This is a genomic window from Variovorax sp. YR566 (assembly GCF_051992195.1).
Classification (GTDB): domain Bacteria; phylum Pseudomonadota; class Gammaproteobacteria; order Burkholderiales; family Burkholderiaceae_C; genus Variovorax.
In genome coordinates this window covers 4,821,490-4,835,414 of record NZ_CP197092.1, presented here as the reverse complement: position 1 = coordinate 4,835,414, position 13,925 = coordinate 4,821,490, and the positions used below count along the sequence as shown (strand labels likewise).

The window sequence follows — 13,925 nt, the reverse complement described above, 5'->3', positions numbered from 1 at the left end:
CGGGTTACTTCAGGTCGTCGGCGATGACCTTGACGATGCGCTCGGCATTCGCCGAGGTTTCGGGCGCACCGGTTTCGTTGAGCACCGACACCGTGGTGGCTTCGCCCTGGCCCTTGACCGAGATGCGGAACTTGAGCGGCGCTTCGGTCTTGCTCGAGCCGCTGAACAGCTTGCCGAAGAAGCCGGGCTCCTTCTTGTCGGGATCGGGCGTCACGTAGCGCACGTAGTACAGGCCGGCGCTGCGATCGCGGTCTTCCACGGTGAAGCCGGTGCGGTCGAGCGCGAGGCCGACGCGGCGCCATGCGCGGTCGAAGCCTTCGCTGATCTGTACGACCGGCTGGTTGCCGACCTTGGCGATGGTGGCGGTCTTGGTCGGCGCGGTGGTGGCGGCCAGGATCTTCGACTGCTCTTGCGAGACGCCGAGCTTGACCATCAGGCGGCGCAGGAATTCGGTCTCGAGTTCAGGATCGCTGGGGCGGGGCTGCCACACGGTCTGGTCCTGGCGCGAGTTGTTGTAGACCTCTTGCATGCCGCGGTGGCTGATGAAGATCTCGGTACCGGTCGGCGTGCGCTCCAGGCGGGTGCGGAAGCGGTCGAGTTCGCCGGTCGAGTAGACCGAATCGACCAGCTTGCCCAGCGTGCCGCGGATGATGTCCTGCGGCAGCTTGGCGCGGTTTTCGGCCCAGTCGGTTTCCATGATGCCCAGGTTGCGCTGGTCGGTGGTCAGCAGGAAGCCGCTTTCCTGCCAGAAGTCTTTCACCGGGTCCCAGAGCTGGTCAGGCGTGCGGTTGACGATGATCCAGCGCTGCGTGCCCGAGCGCTCCATGCGCACGTCGCCGATGTTGCTCACGGCGGTGGGGATGCCGGGGGCGTTGGCGATGCCGGCCTGGTAGGCATTGGCAGTCACGGCGCCGCCGGGAATGGCATAGCGGTTGTCGCGCGAGAGTTGGGAGAGATCGGGTGGGACTTCGAGCGTCGGGGCCTTGCCTGCGCTCTTGTAGTCGATCTTGTCGCTCTCGAGGACGGAGCAGGCGGCGAGGCTGGCAACGAGGGCCAGCAGTGCAAGTCGCGAAAGGTTCTTCAACGTCGTCTTCCTTGTTGGAATGGTTCGGTCTATCTATGGGCCGCAGTGCCCGCCATCTCAGAGCACGGTTCGGGCAAAAGGTTGCTTAACCTTGCTGCGACCAGGGAAAAGGCAGTTCCGGAATGTAGGGGGAGGGGTGCTCAGCCCTTCAGCAGGCCGGTGGCGCGCAGGGCGCCTTCGACTGCGGGGCGGCTCGCTTCGCCGAGTTCGGTGAGCGGCAGGCGCAGCGCGCCGCCACAAAGGCCGAGCCGGGCCATGGCCCACTTCAGCGGAATCGGATTGGGCTCGACGAAGAGGTTGCGGTGCAGCGGCATGAGCTCGAACTGGATCTGCATGGCGCGCTTGACGTCGCCTGCCAGCGCCGCCACGCACAGCTCGTGCATCTTGCGCGGCGCAATGTTGGCCGTGACGCTGATGTTGCCCTGGCCGCCGCAGAGCATGAGCGCGACCGCGGTCGGGTCGTCGCCGGAGTAGACGGCAAAGTTCTTCGGCAGGTCGCGAATGAGCCACTGGGCCCGCTCGATGTTGCCGGTGGCTTCCTTGATACCGATGATGCCTGGCACCTGAGCCAGGCGCAGCACGGTGTCGTGCGCCATATCGGCAACGGTACGGCCGGGCACGTTGTAGAGCACGATGGGCAGGTCGCCCACGGCCTCGGCAATGGCCTTGAAGTGCTGGTACTGGCCCTCTTGCGTGGGCTTGTTGTAGTACGGCACGACCTGGAGCTGTGAATCGGCGCCAACGCCCTTGGCGAACTTGGCGAGCTCGATGGCTTCCTTGGTCGAATTCGCGCCGCAGCCGGCCATCACGGGCACGCGGCCCTTGGCCTGCTCGACCGAGACACGGATGATTTCGCAGTGCTCTTCGACATCGACCGTCGGCGATTCGCCGGTGGTGCCGACCACGCCAAGGCAGTCGGTGCCTTCTTCGATGTGCCAGTCGATGAGCCGCCGCAGGGCGGGGTAGTCGACACTGCCGTCGTCGTGCATCGGCGTGACGAGCGCGACGATGCTGCCTGTCAGTTGCTCCAAGGGGGAATCTCTTTGTCGGTGGACGAAAGCGCCGATTCTACTTACTCCGGCGCCCCGCAAGACAGCCGCCCCGGCCCCCTCAGTTTCCCTTAAGGAGGTGGCGGGCGGGCTGGCCGGCGTCGGGTGCGGCCGGGCGTATGGCCGCGATTCGCTGCACGAAGCGCGCCGGTTCAGGGATGAAGCCGTCTTCGTAGGCCACCATCCGCAGGCCGGCGCAGGCCGCCAGCAACTCGCCGGGCTGCAGCAGGAAGTCGGGGCGCGAGGGCTTGCCGACGGTCTCATTGCCCACGGCAAAGGTTTCGTAGAGCAGCACGCCGCCCGGTGCCACTGCGCCGACGATGTCAGTCATGCGCGGGCGCCAGAGGTAGTTGGTGACGACGACAGCGCCGAAGGCCTGGCCGGTGAAGGGCCAGGGGCCGGATTCGATGTCCGCCTCGACGGTGCGGCCGAAGGCGCCGGCTGCCTCGATGGCTTCGGGCGAGCGGTCGACACCGGTGACCGGGTGCCCGCGGCCCGCGAACCACTGCATGTGCCGCCCGGCGCCGCAGGCCACGTCGAGCACCGAGGCGTCAGGCGCGAGCAGGTGCGACCAGCGGACGATCCATTCGGAAGGCGCGGACAGGCCGTGCATGGGTGCTACGTCTTTCATGACCGGCCCGGCCTCAGAAGCAGGACCAGATCTGATCGACCAGCGTCACCAGAAAGTCCGGGTGAACGTAAAGCGCGAATACGCCACCCAGCACAGCCAGCGCGGCGGCCAGCCAGCCCGCGTGGATGATGTGGTGGCGCATTTGCGGAGTCATGGCCCTGGTTTATACGCAATCAGATCAGCCTGCGGCACCGGCCGGCTGCGGCGACGAGCGCGCAATGGCGCTTTCCTTCACCGGCAGGTTGATCAGCGCCGCGAACACGCCCAGCGCGATCGCGATGTACCAGACGATGTCATAGCTACCGGTGGTGTCATACAGGTAGCCACCGAGCCACACGCCCAGGAACGAGCCGACCTGGTGGCTCAGGAACACGAAGCCGCTGAGCATCGACAGATGTGCCACACCGAAGATGCCCGCCACGATCGCATTGGTCGCAGGCACGGTGGACAGCCACAGGAAGCCCATTGCCGCCGAGAACACATACACGCTGAGCGGCGAGATTGGCGCCAGCAGGAACAGCGCGATCGACACGGCCCGTGCGAAGTAGATCGCCGCGAGGATCTTGCGCTTGGCCAGCTTCTGCCCCAGCAGCCCCACCGTATACGTGCCGAACACGTTGAACAGCCCGATCAGCGCCAGCGCGTAGCCAGCCACCTCGGCCGGCAGCGCGCGGTCGCGCAGGTAGGTCGGCATGTGGATGCCGATGAACGCCAGCTGAAAGCCGCAGACGAAGTAGCCCGCCATCAGCAGCCCGAAGCTCGGGTAGCGGAAGGCTTCGCCCACCGCCTGCAGCACCGACTGTTCGCGGTGCCCGGCCAGCGCTGCCGTCTTCGGTTCGCGCAGGCCGAAGGCCAGCGGGATGATCACCAGCACCAGCACAGCCACAACGGCCAGCGCTGTCTGCCAGCCCAGGTGGCCGATCAGCCGCCCCTCGATGGGCGCCATCAGGAACTGGCCGAACGAGCCGGCTGCCGCCGCCACGCCCATGGCCCACGATCGCCGCTCGGCCGGAATCTGCCGTCCGATCACGCCGTAGATCACCGCATAGGTCGAACCTGCCTGCGCTGCGCCAATCAGTACGCCCGCACTCAGTGTGAAGAGCAGTGGCGTCGGCGAATGCGCCATGCCGAACAGCCCCAGCGCATAGAACACAGAGCCGCCGATCAACACTCGGAAAGCGCCGAACCTGTCGGCCAGCATGCCCGCGAACACGCCGAAGATGCCCCACGAGAGGTTCTGGATGGCCAGCGCGAACGAGAAGGTCTGCCGGCTCCAGTCCTGCGCCTGCGTGATCGGCTGCAGCCAGAGCCCGAAGCCGTGGCGGATGCCCATCGAGAGCGTGACGATCATTGCCCCGCAGAACAGGACTTGCTTGACCGAGAGAGCAGGGGCGGCGGGGGATTGCATGACTTCGAATGTAACGATTCGCCTGCTTTGGCAGGTGGCACGGCGGCCAAAGCCATTGATGATTTATCGGGGCGGCTTTGATGCAATCGGCGCATCAAGCTGACGCGGGCCTCGTAAATCCGTGTTTGTAATTCGTTACATTCATCTGCAGTGCTTTTTCCTCACGAGGAATTCAAACAATGAGAAGAACCGCCCTGAAGCTTGCCGTACTCACGGTGATGACGATCGCGACCGCGGGCTGCGCCGTTACCGGCACCAAATATCAGGACATGTCCGGCACCATTCCCAAGGTGAAGCCCGGCGAAGGCCGCATCTTTTTCTTCCGCGCTGCAACCCCCTACGGCTCGGCATTGCAGCCGCTGATTCGCCTCGACAAGGTGGTGGTGGGCGCTTCGAAGTCCGGTGGCTTCTTCTATGTCGACCGTCCCGCCGGCACCTACCAGGCTGCGACCATGAGCGACCTGAGGAAGACGCTCGGCATTTCCCTCGAAGCCGGCGAAACGAAGTACGTGCGCATGTCGCCGTCGTTCGGCTTGGTGACCGGGAGCATCGTTCTGGACATGGAGCCGGCTGAAAAGGCCAGGCCCGAGCTTGCCTCGCTGGCTTACACCGGTCAGGTCATCATCGACAAGTAGGCCCGGCCATCATGCAAACCTCTGGCTGCGGCCGGAGGCTCCTGTATGGGTATCCAGTCATTTGGCGGCGACTGACTACAATCCGCCCCCATGGCGACTCCCCCCAAGACTCCCCCCAATTCACCGTCCGCATCCTCCGGCTACTCGGAAGGCTCCATCCGCGTGCTCAAGGGCCTCGAGCCCGTCAAGCAGCGCCCGGGCATGTACACCCGCACCGACAACCCGCTGCACATCATCCAGGAAGTGCTCGACAACGCGGCCGACGAGGCGCTCGCGGGCTACGGCAAGAAGATCAAGGTCACCCTGCACACCGACGGCTCGGTCAGCGTCGAAGACGACGGCCGAGGCATTCCCTTCGGCCTGCACCCTGAAGAAAAGGCCCCCGTGATCGAACTCGTGTACACCCGGCTGCATGCGGGCGGCAAGTTCGACAAGGGCTCGGGCGGCGCCTACAGCTTCTCGGGCGGCCTGCACGGAGTGGGCGTGTCGGTGACCAATGCGCTGTCGAAGCGGCTCGAAGTCACCTCGCACCGGGAAGGCTCGGCCGCCAAGCTGGCCTTCAGTGCCGGCGACGTGATCGAGGCGCTCGAAATCCGCAAGCTCGAAGCGGGCGAGCGCAAGCAGGGCACCACCGTGCGCGCCTGGCCCGACGCCAAGTACTTCGAAACCGCCGTGCTGCCCATGGGCGAGCTCACGCACCTGCTGCGCAGCAAGGCCGTGCTGATGCCCGGCGTGAGCGTCACGCTCACGAACGAGAAGACCAAGGAAACACAGCAGTGGCTCTACAAGGGCGGCCTGAGCGACTACCTGATGCAGACGCTCAACGGCGACCCCGTCATCCCGCTGTTCGAAGGCAGCGGCCATGCCGACAAGAACGCCGACAACTTCGCCGAAGGCGAGGGCGCCGACTGGTGCGTGGCCTTCACCGAAGACGGCCAGCCAGTGCGCGAGAGCTACGTCAACCTGATTCCCACCAGCGCCGGCGGCACGCACGAAAGCGGCCTGCGCGACGGCCTCTTCACCGCGGTGAAGGGCTTCATCGAACTGCACTCGCTGCTGCCCAAGGGCGTGAAGCTGCTGCCCGAAGACGTGTTTGCGCGCGCTTCGTACGTGCTGAGCGCCAAGGTGCTCGACCCGCAGTTCCAGGGCCAGATCAAGGAACGCCTGAACTCGCGCGATGCCGTGCGCCTGGTGTCGAGCTTCGTGCGCCCCGCGCTCGAGCTGTGGCTCAACCAGCACGTCGACTACGGCAAGAAGCTGGCCGAGCTTGCCATCAAGGCCGCGCAGACGCGCCAGCGCGCCGGCCAGAAGGTCGAGAAGCGCAAGGGCTCCGGCGTGGCCGTGCTGCCCGGCAAGCTCACTGATTGCGAGAGCAAGGACATCAGCCACAACGAAGTCTTCCTGGTCGAGGGCGACTCCGCCGGCGGCAGCGCCAAGATGGGCCGCGACAAGGAAAGCCAGGCGATCCTGCCGTTGCGCGGCAAGGTGCTCAACACCTGGGAAGTGGAGCGCGACCGGCTGTTCGCCAACACCGAAATCCACGACATCTCGGTCGCTGTGGGGGTCGATCCGCACGGCCCCAACGACACGCCCGACATGGGCGGCCTGCGCTACGGCAAGGTCTGCATCCTGAGCGATGCCGACGTAGACGGCTCGCACATCCAGGTGCTGCTGCTCACGCTGTTCTTCCGTCACTTCCCGAAACTCATCGAAGCCGGCCACGTGTATGTCGCAAAGCCGCCATTGTTCCGGGTCGATGCGCCCGCGCGCGGCAAGAAGCCGGCCTCCAAGGTCTATGCGCTGGACGAGGGCGAACTGACCGCCACGCTCGACAAATTGCGTAAAGATGGCGTGCGCGAAGGCGCCTGGAGCATCAGCCGCTTCAAGGGCCTGGGCGAAATGAGCGCGGAACAATTGTGGGAAACCACGCTCAATCCTGACACCCGGCGCCTGATGCAGGTCCAATTGGGCCGGTTCGACTTCACGTCCACCCAGGGCGAAATCACCAAGCTCATGGGCAAGGGCGAAGCGGCAGCCCGGCGCGAACTCATGGAGTTGCGCGCCGACGATGTCGACATCGACGTCTGATTCCGACCGGAATATTCCTCACGACAGGGCATGAACGGGCACAAGATCATTTGCGGTTCGCTGGCAGGGGCTTGCGTTGCAGGCGCGATTGCCATGCTGGCGCGCGCCCATCCGGCCATCGCACCGCCGGACCTGTTCTTTTCCGGGCTGTTCGTGTTCTTCGTGTTCGTGTTCCTCTGGGCGGGCTGGTGGGACGAGGCGGTCAACGACAACGCCCAGCCCAGCCTGGCGGAGCGGACCGTCGCCACTGGCTGGCTGTGGATGCGCCGGCTCGTCTGCTGGGGCGGTGCGTTCGTCTGCCTCCTGATTGCCGCGTCAATGTTCGTCGAGGGTATCCAGCCCGGGCAGGTGCCAGCCGTTGTCCTCGCCGTGTCGGTTGGCGGCGTGCTGATCTGGGCCGGTCTGAAGGGCTCCGGGCGTGTGCGCGGCATGAGCGACGACGCTGCGGTTCACGCCGAGCGCCGCAAGCGCTACGGCTGGTGGTTCTGACGACAGGACACGCATTGCCATGACACGCTGGTTTCGCCCCTTCATGCTGTGTGCAGGCCTTGTGCTGTCGCTGCAGGGCGCGCACGCCGCTGACATCTACGGCTACATCGACAGCAAGGGCATCGCGCACTTCGCTTCCGAAAAGATCGACGAGCGCTACCAGATCTTCTTTCGCGGCGGCCAGAGCTTCGACACGGCGCAAGGCATTTCTCCGCTGGGCCGTGGTGGCCGCAAGCTCGACGGCAAGGTGTCGCCTGCCTCGCAGAGCCTGCTCGCCATGTTCGAGGCATCGCCTGGCTACAAGACCGCCAAGACGGCGCTGCGCGACGCATCGAACAAGCATTCGATCGACTACGAACTGCTGCAGGCGCTCATCGCGACCGAGTCGGGCTTCGACGCGCAGGCCGTCTCGCCCAAGGGCGCCATGGGCCTCATGCAACTGATGCCCGCGACGGCTCAGCGCTACGGCGTGTCGGCGGACAAGCGCAACACCATCGAGAAAAAGCTGTTCGACCCGCGCATCAACATCGCTGCCGGCTCGCGCTACCTCGGCGACCTGATCGCGATGTTCCCGGGCCAGATCGAGCTGGCGCTGGCCGCCTACAACGCGGGCGAGGGGGCGGTGCAGCGCGCGGGCAACAAGATCCCCAACTACAAGGAAACGCAGAACTACGTGCAGACAGTGCTGCAACTGTATGCGTACCTGAAGCCGTCCGTGGCAACGGGCGGTAGTGGCGGTGGTGCCGTGCGTGGTGGCAAGACGCCGGGCCGGATCCGCATGGAATTGACGGTGCCGCAGGGCGGGGCCATCGGCCGCGGCAACATGCCGTCCGACGCGCCGCGCAACATGCCGACCATGCCCGACATTCCCGAGCCTTCGGCGGTGCCGACCGGCGCGGCCGATGTGCCCGGCGCACCGCTGTCCTGATGCAGGAGCCCGCCATGCACCGTCGAAGCTTCGTCCTCGCGACCGCTGCCAGCATGGTGGCAGGCACTGCGCGTGCACAGCATCCGGCCACGCACGACACGCTGCCGACGGCGCCTTCGTCCACCGAGCCCTATGCCAAGCTGCAGGGCGGCGTGCCGCACCACATGACGCCCGACCAGGAGGCGCAGCGCTTCACCGAGAGCACCGCGCCACCCGGCCCGCAAGGCCGCTGGGAGCCGCGCGCGGCCTTGCCGATTCCGCGCAGCGAAATGGCCTGGGCCACCGCCGCGATGGGGCGCATGCACGTGGTCGGCGGATATGGCGAGGGCAAGGTCAACCGTGACTACCACCACATCTACGACCCGAAGGCCGATCGCTGGCTCGACGGCGCGCCCCTGCCGCGCGGCGCCAACCACGTCGCGGTGACGGCTGAAGGCGGCCGCGTCTATGCGCTCGGCGGCTTCGTCGAGCAGAACCGCCGCTCCGACACGAACGCCTACGTCTACGACATTGCCGCCAACCGCTGGACTGCCATCGCGCCGCTGCCGCGACCGCGCGGCGCGGCGGCTGCGGTAATGCTCGACGGCGCGCTTCACCTGATCGGCGGAGCGTCGGAGCCTGCTGCCGAACGCGCGAGCGTCAGCTGGCACGAGGTCTACGACCCCAAGGCCGATCGCTGGTCCACCGCCAAGCCGCTGCCCGGCGCGCGCGACCACGTCGGCTGCGTGTCGAACGGCGGCCAGATCCACGTGATTGGCGGACGCTTCAACACCTTCGAATACAACACAGACCTGCACCACGTCTACCTGCCCGCACGCGACACCTGGGAGCTGCGCTCGCCGCTGCCTACCGCGCGCTCGGGCCATGGCCTCGTGGTGTATCGCGGCCGCTTCTTCGCCATGGGCGGGGAGGGCGGCATTCTCGTCAGCGGCGTACCGCGCCAGGCCAAGGTGTTTGGCCAGATGGAAAGCTACAACCCCGTGGACGACACCTGGCAACGCCACGCTCCCATGGCCACGCCGCGCCACGCCGTGGGCGCGGCCGTCATCGGCGACTGGATCTACGTCGCGGGCGGCGGCGCGGTGCTCGGCGGCGCCGTGCAGTCCGCGGTCCACGAGGCATTCACATTGGGCTGATCGCGACTACCCTCGCGCACGGCCCGCAGCAACTGTTTTTCTCACCTTCTCTTTCATGGATTCCCAACCTCCGCTCGATCTCCAGGGTCCTACCGACGGCGACACGACCCTGACCCTCGCCGACTACGCCCAGACTGCCTACCTCGAATACGCGCTCAGCGTGGTCAAGGGCCGCGCGCTGCCCGATGTGTCCGACGGCCAGAAGCCGGTGCAGCGCCGCATCCTGTACTCGATGTCGCGCATGGGCCTGGGCTTCGGCGGCACCAACGGCACTGTGGGCGCCAAGCCCGTGAAGAGCGCGCGCGTGGTCGGCGACGTGCTCGGCCGCTTCCATCCGCACAGCGACCAGGCCGCGTACGACGCGCTGGTGCGCATGGCGCAAGATTTTTCGCAGCGCTATCCGCTGGTCGATGGCCAGGGCAACTTCGGCAGCCGCGACGGCGACGGTGCCGCGGCCATGCGCTACACCGAAGCTCGCCTGGCGCGCATCACCAGCCTGCTGCTCGACGAGATCGACGAAGGCACGGTCGATTTCATTCCCAACTACGACGGCAGCACCGAGGAGCCGCGCCTGCTGCCCGCGCGGCTGCCGTTCACGCTGCTCAACGGCGCGAGCGGCATTGCCGTGGGCCTGGCCACCGAAATCCCGAGCCACAACCTGCGCGAGATTGCCGATGCCTGCGTGGCGCTGATCAAGTCGAACGGCAAGCTCAGCGAAGAAGAGCTCTTCGCCATCGTGCCCGGCCCCGACTACCCGGGCGGCGCGCAGATCATCAGCAGTGCGAGCGACATCGCCGACGCCTATCGCACCGGCCGCGGCTCGCTCAAGGTGCGCGCGCGCTGGAAGATCGAAGAGTTGGCGCGCGGGCAATGGCAACTCGTGGTCAACGAGCTGCCGCCGGGCGTCAGCACGCAGAAGGTGCTCGAGGAAATCGAGGAAATCACCAACCCGAAGGTCAAGACCGGCAAGAAGGCGCTCTCCGCCGAGCAGACCCAGTTGAAGGCCGCGATGCTGTCGGTGCTCGACGTGGTGCGCGACGAGTCCAGCAAGGACGCCGCCGTGCGCCTGGTGTTCGAGCCCAAGACCTCGCGCATCAGCCAGGACGACTTCATCACCACGCTGCTCGCGCAGACCTCGCTCGAGACCTCGTCGCCGATCAATCTCACGATGGTCGGCATCGACGGCAAGCCCACGCAGAAGTCGCTGCGCCAGATGCTCAACGAGTGGATCGCGTTCCGCGAGATCACTGTCGAGAAGCGTTCGCGGTTCCGGCTCAGCAAGGTGATGGACCGCATCCACATCCTGGAAGGCCGGCAGCTGGTGCTGCTGAACATCGACGAGGTGATCGCGATCATCCGCGCGGCGGAAGACCCGAAGGCGGCGCTCATCGCGCGCTTCAATCTCAGCGAAGTGCAGGCGGAGGACATCCTCGAAATCCGGCTGCGCCAGCTTGCGCGGCTCGAAGCCATCAAGATCGAGCAGCAGCTCAAGGAACTGCGCGAGGACCAGAAGAAGCTCGAGGACATCCTCGGCAGCCCGGCCGCGCTGCGCCGCCTGCTGGTGAAGGAAATCGAGTCCGACGCCAAGTCTTTTGAAGACGCGCGCCGCACGCTGATCCAGGCCGAGAAGCGCGCAGTGGCCGAAGTGAGAGTGGTCGACGAGCCCGTCACCGTCATCGTGTCGCAGAAGGGCTGGGTTCGTGCACAGAAGGGCTGGGCCAGCGAGAAGGCCGCGGGCAATGGCGCGAATGGAGAAAAGGGCGCAACGCCCGAATACAGCTTCAAGTCGGGCGACGCGCTCTACGGCGCCTTCGAGTGCCGCAGCGTCGACACGCTGCTGGTCTTCGGCAGCGCCAAGGACAAGTCCGTGCGCGTCTACACGGTGCCCGTGGCCTCGCTGCCCGGCGCGCGCGGCGACGGCCAGCCCGTCACCACGCTCATCGAGCTCGATGCCGGCACGCACGTCACGCATTTCTTCGCGGGCCCGGTGGGCGCCAGCGTGCTGCTGGCCAACACCGGCGGCTACGGCTTCATCGCCACGGTCGAGAACATGATGTCGCGCCAGCGCGGCGGCAAGGCCTTTATCGACGTGGGCGAGGGCGAGCAGCTGTGCCGTCCGTCGCTGGTGGGTGGCGCTAGCGGCGCCGAGCCGATGCTCCCGGCCACGCATGTGGCCTGCGCCTCGACCGGCGGCCGCATCCTGACCTTCGACATCACCGAGCTCAAGAGCCTGCCGAAGGGCGGCCGTGGCCTCACGCTGATCGACCTCGAGGCCAAGGACACCCTGGCCGGAGCCGCTGCCTACACGCGCAGCGTGAAGATCGAAGGCATCGGCCGCGGTGCCAAGGAGCGAGAAGAGACGCTGGAAATCCGCACCCTCAACAACGCGCGCGGCAGCCGCGCGCGCAAGGGCAAGGCGGCCGACCTGGGCTTCAAGCCGACGAGCATCGTGCGGGTGCTGTGATGGGCGGCATCGACATCAGCGTCATCGGGATCTTCATTGCCGTGGTCACGGGCCTTGGCAGTTATGTGCTGGGCCGCCGTATGCGCGAGAAGCGGGCGGCGAAGAAGCGCGAGAAGAACCGCATTGCGTCGCAGGCCAACGAGACGCGCCAGGTGCGGCGCGCGCGGGAGCGCAAGGAGCGCGGCGAGTAAACATGGCCGCTTGCGCTTGGAGTCGAACAGCAGGAGGAGGGAGCGTTATGGCAGTAGCTGAGGGACTGCTCGGTTGCGTTCGCTATATCGCGTTCGCAGGCGCAGCGGCTGTGTTGTCGGGGTGTGCGAGCGTCGAATACAAGGACGCGACGGGCGACAGGACTGCAAGGCTGCGTGTTGTCCAGAATGCGTCGGCCCGGGTGATCTCTTACTCCTTCGCGGTGCGCGAGAGTTGCCGCAGGGAGGGGCCCAAGGGCGGCGTGCTCTTCAACGAGCGATCGGAGTCCAGGAGGGTAGGCATGGCGCCCCGTCTGAGTACCGACTTCATGAGCTCTGAGCGGATCATTCCGGCGGACGTTGAAGTGGTGCTGCTGGCTGGCGGCAGCACCGTGTGGTCGAATTGCGTGGGAACCGTTCGCTTCGTCCCTCGCAGCGGCGAACAGTACGAAGCGATTTTTCTCTGGCCTGCATCGGCGCCTCGCTGCACCATTCAGTTGCGCAGGATTGCTCTGGCCGGAAACGGCGAGGTTTCACGTATCGAGGAGCCCAGCGCCTCGCGTTGCGACTAGCGCAACCCTTGCCACCACCGCGTGTTGGTCCGCGCCTGCCCCACCGTCACCACTTCGCCGATCACTGGCGTCGCCAGCTCGATCTTCTTCGCCTCCGCCAGGTCAGCGATGCGGTCCAGCGGGTCATGCCAGGTGTGGAACGCCAGGTCGAAGGTGCTGTTGTGCACCGAGAAGAACACCTTGCCGCGCAGGTCTTCGAAGGCCTGCACGCTCTGCTCGGGCGTCATGTGCACGGCGGGCCACATGGTGTCGTAGGCGCCGTTTTCCATCAGCGCGATGTCGAAGCCGCCGAAGCGCTCGCCGATCTGCTTGAAGCCCGGGAAGTAGCCCGAGTCGCCGCTGTAGAAGAGGCGCTGGTCGCCGCTTTGCACCACCCATGAGGCCCACAGCGTACGGTCGCGGTCGTTCAGCGTGCGGCCCGAGAAGTGCTGTGCGGGCGTGGCGGTGAGCTTCACGCCGTCGTGTTCGCCGCCTTGCCACCAGTCGAGCTCTGTCACGCGCTCTGCCGGCACGCCCATCACTATCAGCCGCGCACGCACGCCCAGCGGCACGAAGTAGCGCTGCACGCTCTTCGAGAGGTATTCGATGGTTGCCACGTCGAGGTGGTCGTAGTGGTCATGCGAGAGGATCACGCCTTCGATGGGTGGCAGTTGTTCGAGCGTGATCGGCGGCTGGTGAAAGCGCTTCGGCCCGGCCCATTGCACGGGTGACGCGCGTTCGCTGAACACGGGGTCGATCAGCCAGTATTTGCCGCGCAGCTTCAACAGATGCGACGAATGGCCGAGGCGCACCACGTGGTTGGCTTTGACGTCGAGCGAATCGAGCGCACCGCGGTCCAGCGCCTTCACCGGAATTGCATCGACCGGCACGGTGTCGACCTTGCTGCCCACGATGAAGCGCGACCAGATGCGCCATGCGCTGGCTTGGGCGGGCAGGTCGGGGTTGGCCATGTTGTGGAAGCCGCCGTCCTTGAATTGCGGCGAGCTGTCATAGCGCGTCTCGCCGCTGCCGGCGGCACTGCAGCCCGCGACGAGGGCGCAGCCGGCCGCGGCCAGCACGGTGCCCCGGCGCAGCAGTTGGGGCAGGTAGGAGCCCTGGGAGCCCGAATCGTCAGCCATGAGAAAACCCTCTGGATCTTTGTTTGCAGGATGGCGCGAGAGTAGCCACGGCGAACGTTTCAATGGTTTCAGCGGTAGAAACATTTGGGGCGCGGGGGTATATCGGTCTCCCCTGCGCGAATGTCCCCCGGCCTT

General features: G+C 66.2%; 14 protein-coding genes. 8 read left to right on the top strand and 6 right to left on the bottom strand.

Translation table 11 applies throughout. The features are described 5' to 3' along the window. Positions 1-4 precede the first annotated feature (4 nt). The 5 genes from bamC to ACTG4X_RS22605 all read right to left on the bottom strand — a co-directional run bounded on the left by bamC (position 5) and on the right by ACTG4X_RS22605 (position 4,172). Positions 5-1,084: an outer membrane protein assembly factor BamC gene (gene bamC, locus ACTG4X_RS22625; RefSeq protein WP_093050915.1), complete on the bottom strand. Its 1,080-nt coding sequence runs from the start codon at positions 1,082-1,084 to the stop codon at positions 5-7. 140 nt (positions 1,085-1,224) lie between these two features. After that, positions 1,225-2,073 carry a 4-hydroxy-tetrahydrodipicolinate synthase gene (gene dapA, locus ACTG4X_RS22620; RefSeq protein ID WP_426393188.1) on the bottom strand — a complete coding sequence of 283 codons (849 nt, stop codon included), beginning with the start codon at positions 2,071-2,073 and terminating at the stop codon, positions 1,225-1,227. Positions 2,074-2,194: 121 nt separating this feature from the next. Further along, positions 2,195-2,764 (bottom strand): class I SAM-dependent methyltransferase, encoded by a 570-nt coding sequence (locus ACTG4X_RS22615; protein ID WP_097198778.1) that lies wholly within the window; start codon positions 2,762-2,764, stop codon positions 2,195-2,197. Between the two features lie 13 nt (positions 2,765-2,777). Then, entirely contained in the window at positions 2,778-2,918 is a 141-nt protein-coding gene (locus ACTG4X_RS22610) for a hypothetical protein (RefSeq protein WP_176928714.1), read from the bottom strand. 24 nt (positions 2,919-2,942) lie between these two features. Beyond that, positions 2,943-4,172, bottom strand: a complete 1,230-nt coding sequence (locus ACTG4X_RS22605; protein WP_093177131.1) for an MFS transporter — start codon at positions 4,170-4,172, stop codon at positions 2,943-2,945. A gap of 179 nt (positions 4,173-4,351) precedes the next feature. Here ACTG4X_RS22605 and ACTG4X_RS22600 point away from each other — a divergent pair, with 179 nt between their 5' ends. From ACTG4X_RS22600 to ACTG4X_RS22565, 8 genes are all read left to right on the top strand, one after another. Then, positions 4,352-4,807, top strand: a complete 456-nt coding sequence (locus ACTG4X_RS22600) for a DUF2846 domain-containing protein (RefSeq protein ID WP_097198779.1) — start codon at positions 4,352-4,354, stop codon at positions 4,805-4,807. 90 nt (positions 4,808-4,897) lie between these two features. After that, entirely contained in the window at positions 4,898-6,895 is a 1,998-nt protein-coding gene (locus ACTG4X_RS22595) for a DNA topoisomerase IV subunit B (protein WP_440531960.1), read from the top strand. A 30-nt stretch (positions 6,896-6,925) separates the two neighbouring features. After that, positions 6,926-7,384, top strand: a complete 459-nt coding sequence (locus ACTG4X_RS22590; RefSeq protein WP_097198780.1) for a hypothetical protein — start codon at positions 6,926-6,928, stop codon at positions 7,382-7,384. Positions 7,385-7,403: 19 nt separating this feature from the next. Next, on the top strand, positions 7,404-8,312 hold the full coding sequence (locus tag ACTG4X_RS22585) for a lytic transglycosylase domain-containing protein (RefSeq protein WP_093080073.1): 909 nt from the start codon (positions 7,404-7,406) through the stop codon (positions 8,310-8,312). 14 nt (positions 8,313-8,326) lie between these two features. Beyond that, on the top strand, positions 8,327-9,448 hold the full coding sequence (locus ACTG4X_RS22580) for a Kelch repeat-containing protein (RefSeq protein ID WP_097200762.1): 1,122 nt from the start codon (positions 8,327-8,329) through the stop codon (positions 9,446-9,448). A 55-nt stretch (positions 9,449-9,503) separates the two neighbouring features. Then, complete coding sequence (parC, locus tag ACTG4X_RS22575) at positions 9,504-11,912, top strand: DNA topoisomerase IV subunit A (RefSeq protein ID WP_097198781.1); 2,409 nt, start codon at positions 9,504-9,506, stop codon at positions 11,910-11,912. After that, positions 11,912-12,103: a hypothetical protein gene (locus tag ACTG4X_RS22570; protein ID WP_093050889.1), complete on the top strand. Its 192-nt coding sequence runs from the start codon at positions 11,912-11,914 to the stop codon at positions 12,101-12,103. The genes parC and ACTG4X_RS22570 overlap by 1 nt, the downstream gene beginning before the upstream one ends. 47 nt (positions 12,104-12,150) lie before the next feature. Beyond that, positions 12,151-12,672, top strand: coding sequence for a hypothetical protein (locus ACTG4X_RS22565; RefSeq protein ID WP_093050886.1), 522 nt, complete (start codon positions 12,151-12,153; stop codon positions 12,670-12,672). Here the strand turns inward: ACTG4X_RS22565 and ACTG4X_RS22560 are convergent. Then, a complete protein-coding gene (locus ACTG4X_RS22560; protein ID WP_093050883.1) occupies positions 12,669-13,790 on the bottom strand; it encodes an MBL fold metallo-hydrolase in 1,122 nt (373 codons plus the stop codon). The two genes, ACTG4X_RS22565 and ACTG4X_RS22560, sit on opposite strands and share 4 nt — an antisense overlap. Positions 13,791-13,925 lie beyond the last annotated feature (135 nt).